Below are 18,606 nucleotides of genomic sequence, written 5' to 3'. Positions count from 1 at the left end.
CAAGAATCACCGTTTGCTTTTGATGATGGTGCCCAGGCCTTGCAGATAGGCCACCAGCGCGTCCATTTCGGTTTTGCCCTTCACGGCATCCCTGGCACCGGCGATGTCTTCGTCGGTGTAAGGGACGCCGAGCGTGCGCAACACTTCCATTTTCCTGGCCGTGTCTTTGCCATCGAGCTTGTTTTCTACGAGGAACGGGTAGGCCGGCATTTTCGACTCAGGCACTACGTTGCGCGGGTTGTACAAGTGCGCACGCTGCCAGTCATCGGAGTAACGACCGCCAACGCGGGCCAGGTCCGGGCCGGTACGCTTGGAACCCCACAGGAACGGGTGATCCCAGACGCTTTCACCGGCGACCGAGTAATGGCCGTAGCGTTCGGTTTCGGCACGGAACGGACGGATCATCTGCGAGTGGCAGCCGACACAGCCGTTGGCGATGTAAACGTCGCGGCCTTCCAGTTCAAGGGCGGTGCGCGGCTTCATGCCTTCGACCGGCTTGTTGGTGACGTCCTGGAAGAACAGCGGAACGATTTGGGTCAGGCCACCGACGCTGACGGCGATGACCATGAAGAAGGCCAGCAGGCCAATATTCTTCTCGACAGCTTCATGCTTCATCAGTGAGCTCCAACTACGGCGATCTTGGCGGCGGCTTCAGCTTCAGCCGGGTCCGAGGCGCGAACGGTGCGCCACACGTTGTAGGCCATCAACAGCATGCCGCTGGCGAAGAACGCACCGCCCAGGGCACGGACGATGTAGCCAGGATGGCTGGCCTGCAGCGCTTCGACGAACGAGTAGGTGAGGGTGCCGTCGTCGTTGATTGCACGCCACATCAGGCCTTGGGTGATGCCGTTGACCCACATCGAAGCGATGTACAGCACGGTACCGATGGTCGCGAGCCAGAAGTGCGCGTTGATCAGACCGACGCTGTGCATCTGCGCGCGGCCGAACAGTTTCGGGATCATGTGGTAGATCGCGCCGATCGAGATCATCGCTACCCAGCCGAGTGCACCGGCGTGTACGTGGCCGATGGTCCAGTCGGTGTAGTGCGAGAGCGAGTTGACGGTCTTGATCGCCATCATCGGACCTTCGAAGGTCGACATGCCGTAGAACGCCAGCGATACCACGAGGAAACGCAGGATCGGGTCGGTGCGCAGCTTATGCCAGGCGCCCGACAGGGTCATCATGCCGTTGATCATGCCGCCCCAGCTCGGCGCCAGCAGGATGATCGACATTGCCATGCCCAGCGATTGTGCCCAGTCCGGCAGAGCGGTGTAGTGCAGGTGGTGCGGGCCGGCCCAGATGTACAGGGTGATCAGCGCCCAGAAGTGCACGATCGACAGACGATAGGAGTAGATCGGACGTTCGGCCTGTTTCGGCACGAAGTAGTACATCATCCCCAGGAAACCGGTGGTCAGGAAGAAGCCCACGGCGTTGTGGCCGTACCACCACTGGATCATCGCGTCGGTGGCGCCCGAGTAGGCCGAGTAGGACTTGAACAGGCTGACCGGCAGCGACATGTGGTTGACGATGTGCAGCATCGCGGTCACCACGATGAACGCACCGTAGAACCAGTTACCGACATAGATGTGTTTGGTCTTGCGCTTGGTGATGGTGCCGAAGAACACCAGACCGTAGGTGACCCAGACAATGGCCAGCAGAATGGCGAGAGGCCATTCCAGTTCCGCGTATTCCTTGGTGGTGGTGTAACCCAGCGGCAAGGTAATGATCGCGCCGACGATGACCGCTTGCCATCCCCAGAAGGTGAAGGCCGCGAGGCTGTCGGAAATCAGTCGCGTCTGGCAGGTTCGCTGCACGACATAGTAGGAAGTGGCAAACAGTGCACAACCACCGAAGGCGAAAATCACCAGGTTTGTGTGCAACGGGCGCAGGCGTCCAAAGCTCGTCCACGGCAGACCGAAATTCAGCTCCGGCCAGACCAGTTGCGAGGCGATGAAGACACCGAGCCCCATGCCAAGGATCCCCCAGACCACCGTCATGATGGCGAACTGGCGGACTACCTTATAGTTATAAGCAGTCGGACTGATTGCTGTGCTCATTCTAAGGTTCCACGGTTTGGGTGTTTTATTAGGATTAAAATCGGCCGCAAGTATGTAGAAAGCAGGGGGTCAATGCAACGCGCCATGACCTGGGTCAATGCTTTCCAACGCTGATTCTGCGGCCTTTCCATGCGCCGCGTAAGGACAAAATTGCCCTCGGGCAAAATGTCGCAGCGGACGAAAAAAGCGAGGGGTCCCGGTCGGATGTAACGGGGTGTGTTCGAACGCTCGGTTCGGGTGACGGACGGTAATCGGCACGACAGCCGGTATCTACCGGCCTTTGCGGCCATGTCAGTCAGCCGATTCGTTCAACGCCTCGCTCGGGGTCGACCTGGAACCGGCACGGGCCAGTCCGCATCGAGCAAGCGTAGACCCGAATCCGGGTAACCGAAAGGAGAGGGGGTGAAGGGGTGCGACAATGCGTCGCAAAGGGGCTGGAAACTGCCGCACTGGAAACGTGCGGCAGTTTTGTACGCAATGATTACTTTTTATTGTCCTCGGTAATCAGTTTTTCTGTATTCAATCCATTGCTAAGGCTGTACACATAAGCAGCCAGCAACTGCACTTTATCGTTACCGAGCAGCTCGTTCTGAGCGGGCATGTGGCCTTGACGGCCATGGCGAATGGTTTGCTCGAGCTGGGTCAGGCTGGTGCCGTAGATGAAACCGGCCGGGTGCGTCAGATTCGGCGCGCCCATGGCTTCAGTGCCCTGGCCGTTTGCCCCGTGGCAGGCGATGCAGGTGGTGCTGAACGCCTGCTGACCGGCTTGCAGATCCGCCTTGTTGTCCGCCGGCAATGGCAGCCCCGCCAGTTCATGACGCACATAGGCGGCAACGTTTTTCACGCCAGCCTCGCCCAGCACTTCACCCCACGCCGGCATCGCCGCCATCCGGCCACCCATGATGGTGGTCTTGATGGTTTCGGCGCTGCCGCCCCAACGCCAGTCCTTGTCGGCGAGGTTAGGGAAGCCGAACGCGCCTTTGGCATCCGAGCCATGGCACACCGAGCAGTTGGAGGCGAACAGACGGCCACCCATTTTCAGCGCCTGCGGATCCTTCGCCACTTCTTCCACCGGCATCGCGGCGAACTTGGCGAAGATCGGCCCGAATTTGGCGTCGGCCTTGCTCATTTCCTTTTCCCACTCGTGGACGCCGGTCCAGCCGTCCTCGTAGCCGGGCAGGATGCCTTTCCAGTTGCCGAGGCCCGGATAAAGGATCAGATAGCCCACGGAAAACACCAGCGTGCCGGCAAACAGCATGAACCACCACTGCGGCAGCGGGTTGTCGTACTCCTCGATGCCGTCGAAGCTGTGGCCCATGGTCTGGTCGACGCTGCCCTTGGTTTCGCCCCGACGGGTGCCGACCAGCAGCCAGGTCAGGCCGATCAGGCTGCCGATGGTCAGTACGCAGATCCACGTACTCCAGAAGGTGGTCATGACCGGGTACTCCTTGTTTCAGTTGCAGGGGTTGGGTCGGGTTGCGGCTCGTCGGCAAACGGCAGCAGGCGCGCTTCGGCAAATTCCGGCGTGCGCTTGCGGTTGAACACCCACAGGGTCAGGCCGACGAAGGCCACGAACACCACGACCGTGCCGAGGCCGCGAATCAGCCCCGCGCTCATTTCAAAGGCCATCTCAATCACCTCTTGCTCTTGATCGCAGTGCCAAGCACTTGCAGGTAGGAGACGAGGGCGTCCATTTCGGTCTTGCCCTTGAGGCTGGCCACCGCACCGCTGATGTCGTCGTCGGTGTACGGCACGCCGAGGGTGCGCATGACCTTGAGCTTGGTTTCGGTGTGGCTGCTGTCGACCGGCTGGGTAACCAGCCACGGGTAGGCCGGCATTTTCGATTCCGGCACGACGTTGCGCGGGTTGTACAAGTGCGCACGGTGCCAGTCATCCGAGTAACGCGAACCGACCCGGGCCAGGTCCGGACCGGTACGCTTGGAACCCCACAGGAACGGGTGATCCCACACGCTTTCCCCAGCCACCGAATAGTGGCCGTAGCGTTCGGTTTCGGCGCGGAACGGACGGATCATCTGCGAGTGGCAACCGACGCAGCCTTCGCGGATGTAGATGTCGCGGCCTTCCAGTTGCAGCGCGGTGTAGGGCTTCATGCCTTCCACCGGTTTGTTGGTCACATCCTGGAAGAACAGCGGGACGATCTGGGTCAGGCCGCCAATGCTCACGGCGAACACCATCAGCAGCATCAGCAGGCCGACGTTCTTTTCAATCGTTTCGTGTTTCATGGCGGACTCCTCAGACCATCTGCGCGGCAGCAACGACGTCAGCAGGCTGCGAGGCCCGCACGGTGCGCCAGGTGTTGTAAGCCATCAGCAACATGCCGCTGAGGAAGATCGCCCCGCCGATCAACCGCACGACGAAGCCCGGGTGGCTGGCCACCAGGGTTTCGACGAATGAATAGGTCAGCGTGCCGTCCTCGTTCACCGCACGCCACATCAGGCCCTGGGCGATGCCGTTGACCCACATCGAAGCGATGTAGAGCACGGTGCCGATGGTCGCGAGCCAGAAGTGCGCGTTGATCAGGCCGATGCTGTGCATCTGCTCTTTGCCGAAGACTTTCGGGATCATGTGGTACAGCGCGCCGATGGAAATCATCGCCACCCAGCCGAGGGCGCCGGCGTGTACGTGACCGATGGTCCAGTCGGTGTAGTGGGAGAGGGCGTTGACGGTCTTGATCGCCATCATCGGACCTTCGAAGGTCGACATGCCGTAGAACGCCAGCGACACCACCAAAAAGCGCAGGATCGGGTCGCTGCGCAACTTATGCCAGGCGCCCGACAGGGTCATCATGCCGTTGATCATGCCGCCCCAGCTCGGGGCCAGCAGAATCAGCGACATCACCATGCCCAGCGACTGCGCCCAGTCCGGCAGCGCGGTGTAGTGCAGGTGGTGCGGGCCGGCCCAGATGTACAGGGTGATCAGCGCCCAGAAGTGCACGATCGACAGGCGATACGAATACACCGGACGTTCGGCCTGTTTCGGCACGAAGTAGTACATCATCCCGAGGAAACCGGCGGTGAGGAAAAAGCCTACTGCGTTGTGGCCGTACCACCATTGCACCATCGCATCGGTTGCACCGGCGTATACCGAGTAGGACTTGGTGAAGCTCACCGGCAACTCAAGGTTGTTGACGATGTGCAGGATCGCCACGGTGATGATGAACGCGCCGAAAAACCAGTTGCCCACATAAATGTGTTTGGTCTTGCGCTGCATGATCGTGCCGAAGAACACGATGGCGTAGGCGACCCAGACGATGGTGATCAGAATGTCGATTGGCCATTCCAGCTCGGCGTATTCCTTGGAGCTGGTGTAACCCAGTGGCAGGCTGATGGCCGCCAGCAGGATCACAAGCTGCCAGCCCCAGAAGCAGAAGGCGGCGATTTGCGGCGCGAACAGTTGCGTCTGGCAGGTGCGCTGCACCGAGTAGAACGAACTGGCGAACAAGGCACAGCCACCGAACGCGAAGATCACCGCGTTGGTGTGCAGCGGGCGCAGGCGTCCGAAGCTGGTCCACGGCAGGTTGAAGTTGAGTTCGGGCCAGACCAATTGAGCCGCGAGAAAAACCCCGAGCCCCATGCCGACGATGCCCCACACCACCGTCATAATGGCGAATTGGCGGACCACCTTGTAGTTGTAGGCGGTACTGATAGAAGTGTTCATGGTTCCCCATCCACGGTTCAGCCGAAGTGAGTGCGCTTGCGACAAACAGGCAGCGCGTCCTTCGCCTGGAGTTATAGGCAGACTAAAAGCGAGGCAAGCATGGACAAACAGCACAAGGCCAGTATTGACGGGGATCAATGGGCGCAGTGCCTGCGGGATCACGGGTGGCTTTGGGATGCCGCTGTTGGGGAGGCTTCGGCGACGCTCATTCTTGCCCATGGTGCCGGGGCGCCGATGGACAGCGACTGGATGAACGATATGGCTGGGCGCCTTGCCGGGCTTGGTATCAACGTGTTGCGGTTTGAGTTTCCTTATATGGCGCAGCGGCGGGTTGATGGCAGCAAACGCCCGCCGAATCCGGCGCCGAAGTTGCTCGAATGTTGGCGTGAGGTGTATGGCTTGGTGCGACTTCATGTCGCTGGGGTTTTGGCGGTTGGCGGCAAGTCGATGGGGGGGCGGATGGCCAGTCTTCTTGCCGATGAGCTTGGCGCGGATGCTTTGGTTTGTCTGGGGTATCCGTTTTATGCGGTTGGGAAACCTGAGAAACCGCGGGTTGAGCATTTGGCTTCTTTGCGGACTCGGACGCTGATTGTTCAGGGGGAGCGGGATGCGCTTGGCAATCGGGACGCTGTCGGGGCTTACGATCTATCGCCGAGTATTGAGGTTTTTTGGTTGGCCTCTGGGGATCATGATTTGAAGCCGCTGAAGGTTTCCGGGTTTACGCAGGAGCAGCATTTGGCTTCGGCGGCGGAGAGGGTTGCCGGGTTTCTTCGGTGAGGTTTGGTTTTTGGGTGTATATCCGTTGCTGCGGTTATGGCTGCTTAGGGTTCCGCCCTTACGGCGGGTCACTTTTGGCAAACGCCCCAAAAGTAACCAAAAACGCTTGCTCCTACGTCCGGCCCACTCGCTAAAGCTCGGGGTTCCTTCGCTCCGGGATTCATCCGGGGGGCATCGCCTACGGTTTGCTTCGCTGCACCTCCTCTCGATGCATGCGGCTGCGCCGCACGGTCGCTGCGCTCCCACCCCCGGATAAATCCCTCCACTCAGCCTTCCGACGTCGCCCGTGGATCAAGATCAAAAGCGGTACTCGAGCTAACGCTCATCGTGTTGAGTGGTGAGAAGCCATGCGGATTGCAGCAGGGAAGTATCTGCTTGTTTTCTGTGCGTAAACGTAATTCCGAAACGGCGTTTAAAGTACACGAACCGTTACGCCATAAGGGCTACAACACCTTGCGTCGTTGCCTACACGTACGCCAGAATCCGCCGGCTTACGCGGCTTGGAGAGGGCTATATCGTTTCCCTGTCACTGAAAAACAGTGATCGGGTTTGGTAGCCCGTCTGTAATAGCTGTGTGGCAACACCGTATGCAGTCCTTTTCTTGGGGCTCGGTTTTATGGTGGTCATGCGTGGGGCTCATTCGTGAGCGCCGGGTTCCTATTGCAGCCGGTCTACCAACCCGCGTATGGCCGCCACCCATCGTTTGGTAGCGTGGGTGATGGCTCCTTGAAGTCTGCGATAGGAGTTACATCTATGTTCAAAGCCACACCAAACCCGCCAGAAACCGATCCAACCTCCAACGACCCCGAGCTTGAGTCCCAAAAGACAAAAGCAGCCGCCGACCGCGCACTCGACTATTACCTCGGCCCCGAAATCCCGAAGTACTTCCCGCCCAAGGCCCGCCCCATCTACATGGTCGATCCCACGCTCGATGACGAAACACTGCTGGTCGAAGCCTGCGAATCACTGTCGTCAGCCAACGCCATGGCCGGCAATATCGCCAACTCGGTGAAAGGTCCTGAGCGCAAACCGTTGCTGGCGCTGCAACAGCTGATCATGTTGAACGAGCTGCTGGTGAATCGTCTGCTGGACAAGCTTCGTTTGCCGCAGTAGTCGTCAATCGCCGTAAATAACAAACAAAAAACCCCGGAAGCTTTCGCTGTCCGGGGTTTTTATTGCCAGAACAATCAGCGGTTAAACCGCTCCACCAACGAGTATTGCGTGTTGGCCGTCTTGGTCAGCTCTTCACTCAGCAACGCCGAGTTATGCGCCTGTTCCGAGGTCTGGTCCGCCAGTTCCGAGATGTTGCTGATGTTGCGGCTGATTTCTTCAGCCACGGCACTTTGCTCTTCGGTCGCGGCGGCGATCTGGGTGGTCATGTCGGTGATGTTGGCCACTGCTTCGCTGATGCCGACCAGGGCCTGATCCGCTTCCAGAACCCGTGCCACACCTTCTTCCGCCTGGCGATGGCCGGCTTCCATGGTTTGTACGGCGCTGGACGCAGTCTGTTGCAGCTTGGCGATCAGGGCGTGGATCTGGCCGGTGGATTCGCTGGTGCGTTGCGCCAGTTGGCGGACTTCGTCGGCCACCACGGCAAAACCGCGGCCCATTTCGCCAGCGCGGGCGGCTTCAATTGCAGCGTTGAGCGCCAGCAGGTTGGTCTGGTCGGCGATGCCTTTGATCACATCAACCACACCGCCGATTTCGTCGCTGTCCTTGGCCAGTTGGGTGACGGTCAGGCCGGTTTCGCCGACGACGACAGACAGGCGCTGGATGGCTTCGCGGGTTTCACCGGCGATATCGCGGCCGCGACCGGTCAGGCGGTTGGCTTCCTGGGTGGCGTCGGCGGTGCGCTGTACGTGGCTCGCCACTTCTTGCGTGGTGGCGGCCATCTGGTTGACGGCGGTGGCGACCTGTTCGGTTTCCACGCGCTGACGTTCCAGACCGGTGGAGCTGTTGTGCGCCAGGGCGTCGGACTGTTTGGCCTGATCGGTCAGGTGCTCGGCGGTGTCCTGCAGACGGGTCAGGCAGGTTTTCAGGCGGGCTTCCTGGCTCAGGATCGACATCTCCAGACGCGCCTGAGGGCCACGGCTGTCGGTGTACATCTGCGCGATCAACGGGTCGGAGGTGGTCTGCTCGGCCAGACGCAGCAGGCGCTTGAGCCCGCGTTGTTGCCATTGCAGACCCAGCAGGCCCAGCGGCACCGACAGGCCGGCGGCGAGGGCGAAGCCCCACTGCGAGTTCAGGGTGGCGCCGATCATGAAGCTCAACTGGCTGACCAGAATGAACGGCAGCCAGTCCTGCAGCACCGGCAGCCACTTGTCTGTTTGTGGAATCGCCGACTTGCCCTGGTTGATGCGTTGGTAGAGCGCTTCGGCACGGCGGATCTGTTCGGCGGTGGGTTTGACCCGCACCGACTCGTAACCGACCACCTGATTGCCATCGAACACCGGCGTTACATAGGCGTTCACCCAGTAATGATCACCGGTCTTGCAGCGATTCTTGACAATGCCCATCCATGGCAAGCCTTGTTTCAGTGTGCCCCACATGTGCGCAAACACCGCCGCCGGGACGTCGGGGTGACGAACCAGGTTGTGCGGCGCACGGATCAGTTCCTCACGCGAAAACCCGCTGATTTCGACGAACGCGTCGTTGCAGTAGGTGATCACGCCCTTGGCATCGGTTGTGGAAATCAACCGCTGCTGAGCCGGGAAAGTCCGTTCGCGTTGTGTAATGGGCTGGTTATTACGCATGGTTTTTCAATCCGCAAGGCTTTGAAGGGTTGTCGGCGGGGTCGGCGATTTATTGAAGTTTTTTTTCATTTATAAGTACGGCGTCGCAAAACGGCCCTTGCTTCAACCCGCGAGCATCGGATAGGTGAACAGACCGAAATGCAGCAGGTTCAGGCCAAAGTGCGTGGCGATTGCCGCACCAAGCCCGCCGAAACGATAGGCCAGACCATAGCCGACACCCGCCAGGCTCGCCAGCAGCACCCATTGCCAGCCAGCGCCCACATGCACCAGGCCGAACAGCAGGGACGCAAGCAGCAGCGCGAGGTTTTCGCCGTAAGGCAGATGTTTGAAACGCCGGCTGAGGCCGCCCTGTATATAGCCGCGAAACAGCGCTTCTTCGACCAGCGTCACCAGCAGCAGATTGTTCAGCACCCACAGCCACGCTTGGTCGGGCCATTTCGGCGCCCAGGTGATCATGCCCAGCAACACCGCGCCGCCCAACGCCAGAATCACGCTCAGCGTCAGTGCCAGCGCGGTCGCGTAGACGGTCAGGCGCAACGAGCGCCGCGCGACGATCCATGGGCAGACCAGCAGCAGCCAGAAGCCAATCAGTGGTTTGTCGAGATTCAGGTACATCGAGAACGGCACCGCGTTGTCGGTGAAGCGCTGCGGTTCGATGACCCGGCCGTTGTAGAAGCCCGGAAGCCAGTGCAGGGCCAGCGCCAGCGCCAGCACGATAAACAGGCCATGGCCGAGATATCGCCCGACCGGCACGGTTTGCTGGCGCACGGCGTAACCGGCGAAAACCAGCAGTGCAATGGAGATCAGCGCCAGCCAGCCGAGCTGGCCGAAACTCAGCGCTAATCCGTAACCAAGGCTGAGAAGCCCGAGATAGAGCCATGGCAGAGCGGTCATGGAAAGTCCTTGTGCACGATTTGTGGACAGGCTTTCTACACGTCCGGGGGCGAGGGGACAAGTGAAGGTGTAGGGGAAAACCGGGACGCGGGCCCTGTGGATCCCCACAGGGCCTGTGCTGCGCACGAATCAGCGCAGATTGAGCTTCGCCGCCGCGCGCTCGGTGATTTCCCGGCGCAGTTTCAGCGAAGGTGCCGCACGCTTGCGCGCCTCATCGACAATCCCGCTCGGCGCAGTGTCCGGGCTGCCCGCATCAAACGGCGGCGCCGGCGCATATTCCAGCTGCAACTGCACCAGCTGCGCGGTGTCGACGCCGACCAGTTCCTGCGACAGGGTCAGGGCAAAATCGATCCCGGCCGTGATGCCGCCCCCGGTAAACAGATTGCCGTCGCGCACCACCCGATCCTTCACCGCGATCGCGCCCAGTGTCGGCAGCAGATCGTGATAAGCCCAATGCGTGGTCGCCCGTTTGCCCTGCAACAGACCCGCCGCCCCGAGCACCAGCGAACCGGTGCACACCGACGTCACGTAACGCGCCTGCGCGGCTTGCGCCTTGATGAACGCCAGCGTCTGCTCATCTTCCATCAACGCCCCGACCCCGGCGCCGCCGGGTACGCAGATGACGTCCAGATCCGGGCAATCCTCGAAGGTCGTGGTCGGTTTCAGCAGCAACCCGGTGCTGGAAGTCACCGGCACCAGATCCTTCCAGACCAGATGCACCTGCACGTCCGGCAACGAGGCCAGCACGTCATACGGGCCGGTCAGGTCGAGTTGCTGCACTTGGGGAAACAACAGAAAACCGATCTGCAGCGCCATGGTTCTTCTCCGTGAAAAGGGGGGTAGACGTCTTCACTGTAGGCGCGTAGGTTTTGGCGCATACGCCAATAAGCCCTCGAATTACGCCAAATGCCGAAAACTATCCACGTACTCGCCTTCGCCAATGTGCAATTGCTTGATGTCACCGGGCCGTTGCAGGTTTTCGCCTCGGCCAACGATATCGCCCGCCAGCAGGGTTTGCCTGCGCCTTACGCGCCATTGGTCATCGCCAGCGGCGGCGGGGCGGTGAACTCCTCCGCCGGGCTGGCGATGCTGGCCGAGCCGCTGCCGAAACAGCCCAGCGATACGCTGATCATCGCCGGTGGCTGGGGCGTTTACGCCGCTGCCGAAGACGCCGAATTGGTGAGTTGGGTGCGCGAACATGCCAATGGCTGCCGACGCGTGGCTTCGGTCTGTACGGGGGCGTTTTTGCTGGCCGCCAGCGGCTGGCTCGACGGTCGCCGGGTCGTCACCCACTGGACCCGTTGCGAGCAACTAGCGCAGCGACATCCACGCTTGCAGGTCGAGCCCAATCCGATCTTCATCAACGACGGCCCGGTCTGGACCTCGGCGGGCGTCACCGCCGGCATCGACCTGGCGCTGGCCATGGTCGAAGACGATCTCGGCCGCGACATGGCCCTGGACGTCGCCCGGCAACTGGTGGTGTTCCTCAAGCGACCGGGCGGGCAGTCGCAATTCAGCGTGACGCTGTCACTGCAAAAACAGGGCAACCGCTTCGATGATCTGCACGCGTGGATCGCCGAACACCTGACTTGCGATCTGGGCATCCCGACCCTCGCCGAACAGGCCGGCATGAGCGAACGCAGCTTCGTGCGCCACTACCGCGCCGACACCGGCCAGACCCCGGCCCGGGCCATCGAACTGATCCGCGTCGAAACCGCGCGTCGCTTGCTGAGCGATACCGGGTTGCCGATCAAGCGGGTCGCGGCCAATTGTGGTTTTGGCAGTGAAGAGACGTTAAGACGCAGTTTCCTGCGGGCCATGGGCGTGACGCCGCAGGCGTATCGGGAGCGGTTTTCGGTCAGCGCTGGAGCAGGTCCAGTAATGCCTTGAGCGTTTCGCCCGGCGCTTCTTCGGGAATGTTGTGCCCGACACCCGCCAGCACCCGCCGCTCGTAAACCCCGGTGAAGTGCTGCGCATCTTCATCGTCTTCCGGAGCCGGGCCGACGCCATCATCGGCACCGCACAGCGAAATCGTCGGAACGCTGATCGCCGGTTGTTTCTCCAGCGCCTGCTCCATGCCTTCCAGCGCCGGATCACCCGGCGCGTACATGAACCGATGGCGATAAGAGTGAATCACCACCTCGACGAAATCCGGGTTGTCGAACGCCGGCGCACTCAGTGGATAACGCTCGGCGTTCCGCGCCCAGGTCGGTGACCACAATTGCCACAGCAACTCGCACAGCGCCCGACGATTCTGCGTCAGCCCTGCAACGCCACGGGGTGTGTGGAAGTAGTACTGATACCAATAACGGTGCTCGCTCTGCGGATCCAGCGGCTGGACCGAATTCGGAATGTCTTGCAGGTTGTAGCCATCGCCCGTCACCAACCCACGCACCCGCTCGGGATACAACGCCGCCACAATGCAAGCCGCCCGACCGCCCCAGTCGTAACCGCACAACGTCGCTTGCTCGATACCCAGCGCATCCATCAGATCCAGCAGATCCTGAGCCAGCGCCGCTTGCTGGCCGGAACGCAACGTGTCCGCGCTGTTGAAACGGGTCGGGCCGTAACCGCGCAAGTACGGCACGATCACTCGATAACCCTCGGCGGCGAGGAACGGGGCGATTTCGTCGTAGGCGCGGGGGGAGTAGGGGAAGCCGTGAAGCAGGATGACCGGCGCGCCGTCTTCAGGGCCGTGATGCTCATAGGCGATGGTCAGACTTTCAGTCTTGCAAAACGGCATCACGGCTTGGGTCATACGGGATTCCTCAAGTTTCAGCTTCCGCCACCTGATTGAAATACTTGCTGCGATCCGGCGTAAACGTCACCACCATTTTCGTCCGCGAGCAGGTCATGACCCGCTCTGAACCCAAATCAATATCCAGATCCTCGCCACGCAACCCTTGCCACTGGGCCAGGTATTTCAGCGATCCGTACTTTTCATTCTTCTTCAGGCTGCGGCTGACCCCGCCTTTCCAGCCCAGCACCGGCAGTTCGTCGGCGCTGCAGCGTTGGGCGAGGTCGGGGAAGCGGGCGGCGCGCTGGCGGCCGATTTCCCAGCATTTGATCAGGCCCTTGTCGGCGGCTTCCCACAGTTCGTCGCGGGTTAGGCCCGTACGCAGAGGGGAATCGATGGGGCGGTGGATGCGTTGGCTCATTCTGGTTCCTTGAATCGGGTTTTTATTGGACAGCTCCGCTGTGCCCGTTGCGGTGGATGGTAGGGGTGGATGTAACAGCTGGCAACAAGGTATTTCGGGGTGTAAGTGCGAGTTGCGGGCCAAGCGTTACACGGGGTTGGCAGGTTTTTGCAGGCCGTGCCATCAACCAGTTGTATCGAAAGGAATAGATTGTGTGGGCCGGCCCGCCAAGGGCAAGGCTCGGGGTTGTTTGCCGTTCGTCGGTGGCCTTCCTACAAACGGCAATTGGAGTTGCGATTTTTCTTACAGGCTCTGGCGAAGAAATATGACTACGGCTGCCAGTAATTCTTCTCCCCACTCAACTTGCGATCCAGAAAACTCGCCGCGCTGATCAGCGCCAGGTGGGTCAATGCCTGTGGCGTATTACCCAGATGCCGGCCACGGTTATCGAATTCCTCCGCGTACAACCCAAGTGGATTGGCATAACGCAGCAGTTGCTCGAACTCCAGATGGGCCTTTTCCACTTGCCCGGCGCGGGCCAGGCATTCGACGTACCAGAACGAGCACGCGGCAAAGGCGCCCTCAGTGCCGGACAAACCATCGATGCCGGCATCGTCATTGCGATAGCGATAAACCATGCCGTCACGCACCAAGTGTTTTTCGATGGCTTCCAGCGTCGCCAGCCATTTCGGATCCTTGGCGCTGACAAAACGCACCAGCGGCATCAGCAGCATCGAGCCATCGAGCGCCGTGCCGCCCTGGTATTGCACGAAATGCCCATGCTCTTCGTTCCAGAAGTTGTCCCAGATGTCGGCGTGGATTGCCTGGCGGGTCTGGTCCCAGCGGGCGAAGGGCGCCGGCAGCGAGCGTTTCGAGGCCAGGCGGATCGCCCGGTCCAGCGCCACCCAGCACATCAGTCGTGAATGAAGGAAGTGATGTTGCTCACCGCGCATTTCCCAGATGCCTACATCCTTGGTCTGCCAGGTCTCACAGACCTGATCGATGACTTCCATCACATGTTTCCAGCCTTCGTGGGAAATCGCGTCGCCGTACTTGTTGACCAGATAAACGGCGTCCATCAGTTCGCCGAAGATATCCAGCTGGATCTGGTCGTAGGCGCCATTGCCGATGCGCACCGGTTTTGCGCCGCCGTGTCCGGATAAATGCGTGAGTTCGGTTTCCGGGAGTTCCTGGCGACCGTCGATCGCGTAGAGGATGTTCAGCTTCATCCGATGGCCGCTGCAATCGCTGACCCGCCCGCGTAGCCAGCGCATGTAGCCGTTGGCCTCGTCGACAAAACCCAGGCGCATGAAGGCGTAGACGGTGAACGAGGCATCGCGGATCCAGGTGTAGCGATAGTCCCAGTTGCGTTCGCCGCCGGGGGTTTCCGGCAGGCCGAAGGTGGCGGCGGCGAGGATCGCGCCGTGCTGGCGCGAGGTCAGCAGCTTCAGGGCCAGGGCCGAGCGGTTGACCATTTCCCGCCAGCGACCGCGGTAGTTGGACTGGCCGATCCAGTCGCGCCAGAACTTCAGCGTGCGCTCGATACACAACTGCGCGGCGCCTTCGGCAAAGCGCGGATCATCGCTGGCGCCGAGCATGAACGCGGCGGTCTGATCCTGCTTGAGGGTGAATTGCGCGACGGCGGCGTCCTGACCGACGCTCAAGGGCTGGTCCGAGGCCAGCCGCAGTGTTGGCTGCCCGCTGGCGCTGAACAGCACATCCTTTTGATCGATAACGGCGCGGGTTTGCGCGCGGGCATAGTCGTGCCGAACGGCGCAGCGCAGGTGAAACGTCGCCTGCCCGCTGACCACCCGCACCCGGCGCATCAACAGCGGCAGTGCATCGTCGTTGTCGCCGATGGGCAGCAGATCGGTGATTTCCACCACGGCGTGATCGCTGAGCCAACGGGTCTGCAAAACGTTGGTGTCCGGCAGGTAAATCTGCTCGCGCCGGGCGTCGGGCAGGTCCGGGGCCAACTGGAAAATCCCCGCATCGGGGGTATCGAGCAGCGAGCAGAAGATCGACGGGCTGTCGAACTCCGGCCAGCAGAAAAAATCCACGCTGCCCTTGTCATTGATCAGCGCGGCGCTGCGCAGGTCGCCAATGATGCCGTGGGCGTCGATGGGGCTTTGTCGTTCGGATTGATGCTCAACCATTGCCACGGAACTCCGGATAGAGGCTCATGCCGCCGTCGATGAACAGGGTGGTGCCGACGATGTAGTCGGAGGCATCGGAGGCGAGGAACACCGCCGCATTGGCCACGTCCTCGACATCGCCGATGCGCCCGTAAGGGATGAGTTTGAGCAGGGCCTGGCCCGCGTCGCCTTCGGTGGCGTCCTTATTGATCGCCGTGCGGATCGCCCCCGGCGCGATGCCGTTGATGCGGATTCGCTGGTGGCTGACCTCCTGGGCCAGAGTCTGCATCAACTGATCGACGCCGCCCTTGGACGCTGCGTAATTGACGTGCCCGGCCCAGGGAATGCGCTGGTGCACCGAGCTTATGTGGATGATCTTGCCGGCAGCCCGGGACACGCCTTCGCGCACGCCCTGGCGGTTGAAGATCTGCAGCGCGGCGCGAGCGCAGAGGAACTGGCCGGTGAGGTTGACGCCGATTACCGTGTTCCAGTCGTCCAGCGACATATCCACAGCCGCCGCGTCTTTTTGCAGGCCGGAATTGGCCACCAGAATGTCCAGTGTTCCGAAGGTATCGAGGGTCTGTTGGAACAGCCGCTCTACATCTTCTTCCTTCGATACATCCGCGCCTATGGCGATGGCCTGACCGCCGTCGGCGACGATCTGCCGGGCCAGCGCTTCGGCCGGCTCGGCCTGGCGGTTGTAGTTGATGACGACGGCAGCACCGGCGGCGGCCAGAGCTTTGGCGGCGCCGTGGCCGATGCCGGAACTGGCGCCGGTGACAACAGCCACTTGGCGGGCGAGGGAAATCTGCATGCAGGGTTGCGCCTTGGGTTGGGGGCTTATTTAGCTGACTGATGGCCGGCGGCGAGAGTTCATCCGCGTACATGAAATGATCGACAGGTTTCTCTTGGGCGTTCCCGAGTCCGCATGGGGCGCGGAGCGTCCCGGGATGCACTCCCACGCGGACGGTTCGACGCCTCGACGTGGGAACGATCAACGCAGCAGCGATTGGCCCTGCGCGCGTTGGGGACTTCACATTCCACCAACAATTCCTCGCTTCCCCGCCCGTCAGGCTTTGTGGCAACTTGGCCGCCCCTGATGAGGCTGCATCCGATGGCAAACCCTTACCGCGAGTTGTTCAACGCCCCCGGCGCCCGGGCCTTTGTGATGGCCGCGATGATCGCGCGCATGCCGATTTCCATGACCGGCATCGGCGTGATCACGATGCTCTCGCAATTGACCGGCGGCTACGCGTTGGCGGGTGGGGTGGCAGCGACGTTTGCCCTGGCCACGGCGTTTTGCGCGCCGCAGGTGTCACGACTGGTGGATCGCTTCGGTCAGGGGCGAGTGCTGCCGGTGGCGGCGCTGATCGGCGGGGGCGCGCTGCTGATGTTGCTGCTGTGCACCCGTTTGCAGGCGCCGACCTGGACCCTGTTTGTCTGCGCCGCACTTGCCGGATGCATGCCGAGCATGTCGGCGATGGCGCGGGCACGCTGGACCGAAATCTATCGCGGCCAGCCGCAATTGCAGACCGCCTATGCACTGGAGTCGGTGCTCGACGAGGTCTGCTTCATCGTCGGCCCGCCGTTGTCGGTGGGGCTGTGCGTTGGCGTGTTTCCCGAGGCCGGGCCACTGGCGGCGCTGATCATGCTGGCGATTGGCGTGACGGCGTTTGTTGCCCAGCGCAGCACCGAGCCGCCGGTGCATCCGCGTGAGTCGCAGCATCAGGGTTCGATCATTCGTTCGACCGACGTGCAATGGTTGCTGGCGTTGATGCTCGCCATGGGCGTGATTGTCGGCGTGGTGGATGTGGTCAGCGTCGCGTTCGCCCAACAGCAGGGCCAGCCGGCGGCGGCCAGCATCGTGTTGTCGGTGTACGCCATCGGTTCCTGTCTGGCCGGCATTGCCTTCGGCGCGATGCGTTCGAAACTGCCGCTGCCGCGCCTGTTTCTCTACGGCGGTCTGGCGACAGCGGTGACCACGTTGCCGTTGCTGCTGGCAAGCAACATTTTCGGCTTGGCTGTCGCGGTGTTCATCGCCGGGCTGTTCTTCTCGCCGACCCTGATCGTGGCGATGGCGTTGATCGAACGCATCGTGCCGCCGGCCAAGCTCACCGAAGGCCTGACCTGGCTGGTCACCGGCCTGAGCATCGGTGTGGCCATCGGCGCTGCCGGTTCCGGCGCATTGGTGGATGCGTTCGGCGCCCGCAGCGGTTTCTGGCTGGCGATTGCCGCCGGGGCGGTGGTGCTGGGCTCCGCGGTGCAGAGTTTCCGCCACTTGAAATGACTGAACAGACGCGCGCGGGCTAATTTCTGCAGGGCTGCCTTCGTTCTTCTATACAGACAACTTTTCGAGGTAAGCCGGGTGACTCAGCTGACATTGCTGTGCCTTCCTTATTCGGGCGCCAGTGCCATGGTCTACAGCCGCTGGCGACGCAAATTGCCGCAGTGGCTGACGCTGCAACCGGTCGAGCTGCCGGGTCGCGGCGCACGTTTTGGCGAAGCGCTGCAAACCGATATGCGCGCGCTGGCCCGTCAATTGGCCAGCGAACTGCAAACGACCCTGCGCGCGCCTTATGCCATTTTCGGCCACAGCCTCGGCGCGCTGCTGGCCTGCGAGCTGGCCCATGCCTTGCGCGCCCTGGGATTGCCGGAGCCGGTTGCATTGTTCGCCTCCGGTACGGCGGCGCCGACGCTGCGCAGTGACTATGACCGCGGTTTCGCCGAACCCAAGAGCGATGCCGAACTGATCGAGCAGTTGCGCACCTTGAATGGCACCAGCGAAGACATTCTCGCCAACGCCGAATTGATGAGCCTGACCCTGCCGGTACTGCGTGCCGACTTCCTGTTGTGCGGACGTTTTCAGCCGATCCAGCGCCCGCTGCTCAAATGCCCGGTGCATGTGCTGGGCGGTACCACTGATCGCGCGACCACCGAGCAATTGATCGGCTGGAGCAAGGAAACCCTCGGCAGTTTCTCGGTGGACATGCTGGCCGGCGGTCATTTCTTCATCCATGAACACGAGGCCAAAGTGCTGAAGGTCATCAAGGATCAGCTCGACGTACATCACCGCCGGCACTCGATGCCCGCCATTGCCTGAATTTTCAATCGACGACTGCAGGCTGTCTGCCTGTAGTCGTTTCTTCTTTCAGCTCGCAGCTTTGGGCTTGCCGCT

18 protein-coding genes are annotated in these 18,606 nt (G+C 61.5%); 5 read left to right on the top strand and 13 right to left on the bottom strand.

Going from position 1 to position 18,606, the window contains the following annotated elements; translation table 11 throughout:
* Nucleotides 1-6 precede the first annotated feature (6 nt).
* The 6 genes from ccoO (CAF73_RS19385) to ccoN (CAF73_RS19360) all read right to left on the bottom strand — a co-directional run bounded on the left by ccoO (CAF73_RS19385) (nucleotide 7) and on the right by ccoN (CAF73_RS19360) (nucleotide 5,735).
* Entirely contained in the window at nucleotides 7-615 is a 609-nt protein-coding gene (ccoO, locus tag CAF73_RS19385) for a cytochrome-c oxidase, cbb3-type subunit II (protein WP_085700210.1), read from the bottom strand.
* Nucleotides 615-2,057: a cytochrome-c oxidase, cbb3-type subunit I gene (gene ccoN, locus CAF73_RS19380; RefSeq protein WP_085690137.1), complete on the bottom strand. Its 1,443-nt coding sequence runs from the start codon at nucleotides 2,055-2,057 to the stop codon at nucleotides 615-617. Before ccoN (CAF73_RS19380) ends, ccoO (CAF73_RS19385) begins: the two co-directional genes overlap by 1 nt.
* A 481-nt stretch (nucleotides 2,058-2,538) precedes the next feature.
* Entirely contained in the window at nucleotides 2,539-3,492 is a 954-nt protein-coding gene (gene ccoP, locus CAF73_RS19375) for a cytochrome-c oxidase, cbb3-type subunit III (protein WP_085700209.1), read from the bottom strand.
* On the bottom strand, nucleotides 3,489-3,686 hold the full coding sequence (locus CAF73_RS19370; protein ID WP_085700208.1) for a cbb3-type cytochrome c oxidase subunit 3: 198 nt from the start codon (nucleotides 3,684-3,686) through the stop codon (nucleotides 3,489-3,491). Before CAF73_RS19370 ends, ccoP begins: the two co-directional genes overlap by 4 nt.
* Before the next feature lie 5 nt (nucleotides 3,687-3,691).
* A complete protein-coding gene (gene ccoO / locus CAF73_RS19365; RefSeq protein WP_085700207.1) occupies nucleotides 3,692-4,300 on the bottom strand; it encodes a cytochrome-c oxidase, cbb3-type subunit II in 609 nt (202 codons plus the stop codon).
* Between the two features lie 10 nt (nucleotides 4,301-4,310).
* Nucleotides 4,311-5,735, bottom strand: coding sequence for a cytochrome-c oxidase, cbb3-type subunit I (gene ccoN / locus CAF73_RS19360; RefSeq protein ID WP_085703530.1), 1,425 nt, complete (start codon nucleotides 5,733-5,735; stop codon nucleotides 4,311-4,313).
* A gap of 99 nt (nucleotides 5,736-5,834) precedes the next feature.
* Here ccoN (CAF73_RS19360) and CAF73_RS19355 point away from each other — a divergent pair, with 99 nt between their 5' ends.
* Entirely contained in the window at nucleotides 5,835-6,512 is a 678-nt protein-coding gene (locus tag CAF73_RS19355) for an alpha/beta family hydrolase (protein WP_085703529.1), read from the top strand.
* Nucleotides 6,513-7,265: 753 nt separating this feature from the next.
* On the top strand, nucleotides 7,266-7,625 hold the full coding sequence (locus tag CAF73_RS19350) for a DUF6124 family protein (protein WP_085703528.1): 360 nt from the start codon (nucleotides 7,266-7,268) through the stop codon (nucleotides 7,623-7,625).
* A gap of 74 nt (nucleotides 7,626-7,699) precedes the next feature.
* Here CAF73_RS19350 and CAF73_RS19345 read toward each other — a convergent pair whose 3' ends face one another.
* The 3 genes from CAF73_RS19345 to inhA form a co-directional block, all read right to left on the bottom strand.
* A complete protein-coding gene (locus CAF73_RS19345) occupies nucleotides 7,700-9,265 on the bottom strand; it encodes a PAS domain-containing methyl-accepting chemotaxis protein (protein ID WP_085703527.1) in 1,566 nt (521 codons plus the stop codon).
* Nucleotides 9,266-9,367: 102 nt separating this feature from the next.
* On the bottom strand, nucleotides 9,368-10,159 hold the full coding sequence (locus CAF73_RS19340) for a CPBP family intramembrane glutamic endopeptidase (RefSeq protein WP_085700203.1): 792 nt from the start codon (nucleotides 10,157-10,159) through the stop codon (nucleotides 9,368-9,370).
* A 129-nt stretch (nucleotides 10,160-10,288) separates the two neighbouring features.
* The gene (inhA, locus tag CAF73_RS19335) at nucleotides 10,289-10,975 is read right to left on the bottom strand and encodes an isonitrile hydratase (protein ID WP_085703526.1); all 687 of its coding nucleotides are present in this window, start codon (nucleotides 10,973-10,975) and stop codon (nucleotides 10,289-10,291) included.
* A 90-nt stretch (nucleotides 10,976-11,065) separates the two neighbouring features.
* Here inhA and CAF73_RS19330 point away from each other — a divergent pair, with 90 nt between their 5' ends.
* The gene (locus tag CAF73_RS19330) at nucleotides 11,066-12,049 is read left to right on the top strand and encodes a GlxA family transcriptional regulator (RefSeq protein WP_085703525.1); all 984 of its coding nucleotides are present in this window, start codon (nucleotides 11,066-11,068) and stop codon (nucleotides 12,047-12,049) included.
* Here the strand turns inward: CAF73_RS19330 and CAF73_RS19325 are convergent.
* From CAF73_RS19325 to CAF73_RS19310, 4 genes are all read right to left on the bottom strand, one after another.
* Nucleotides 12,018-12,917, bottom strand: a complete 900-nt coding sequence (locus CAF73_RS19325) for an alpha/beta fold hydrolase (RefSeq protein ID WP_085703524.1) — start codon at nucleotides 12,915-12,917, stop codon at nucleotides 12,018-12,020. The genes CAF73_RS19330 and CAF73_RS19325 overlap by 32 nt on opposite strands.
* Nucleotides 12,918-12,927: 10 nt before the next feature.
* Nucleotides 12,928-13,317, bottom strand: a complete 390-nt coding sequence (locus CAF73_RS19320) for a hypothetical protein (RefSeq protein WP_085703523.1) — start codon at nucleotides 13,315-13,317, stop codon at nucleotides 12,928-12,930.
* Nucleotides 13,318-13,625: 308 nt separating this feature from the next.
* Complete coding sequence (locus tag CAF73_RS19315; RefSeq protein WP_085703522.1) at nucleotides 13,626-15,452, bottom strand: glycoside hydrolase family 15 protein; 1,827 nt, start codon at nucleotides 15,450-15,452, stop codon at nucleotides 13,626-13,628.
* Complete coding sequence (locus tag CAF73_RS19310; RefSeq protein WP_085703521.1) at nucleotides 15,445-16,245, bottom strand: glucose 1-dehydrogenase; 801 nt, start codon at nucleotides 16,243-16,245, stop codon at nucleotides 15,445-15,447. The genes CAF73_RS19315 and CAF73_RS19310 overlap by 8 nt, the downstream gene beginning before the upstream one ends.
* 300 nt (nucleotides 16,246-16,545) lie before the next feature.
* On the opposite strand from CAF73_RS19310, the gene CAF73_RS19305 reads away from it, so the two are divergent.
* Nucleotides 16,546-17,718, top strand: a complete 1,173-nt coding sequence (locus CAF73_RS19305; RefSeq protein WP_085703520.1) for an MFS transporter — start codon at nucleotides 16,546-16,548, stop codon at nucleotides 17,716-17,718.
* Between the two features lie 78 nt (nucleotides 17,719-17,796).
* Entirely contained in the window at nucleotides 17,797-18,531 is a 735-nt protein-coding gene (locus CAF73_RS19300; RefSeq protein WP_085700193.1) for a thioesterase II family protein, read from the top strand.
* Nucleotides 18,532-18,606 lie beyond the last annotated feature (75 nt).

This window comes from Pseudomonas sp. B15(2017) (assembly GCF_002113215.1).
In the GTDB taxonomy this organism is placed as follows: domain Bacteria; phylum Pseudomonadota; class Gammaproteobacteria; order Pseudomonadales; family Pseudomonadaceae; genus Aquipseudomonas.
Note: the sequence above shows the minus strand (reverse complement) of the source record. Positions and strands in the feature narration are given on the sequence as shown.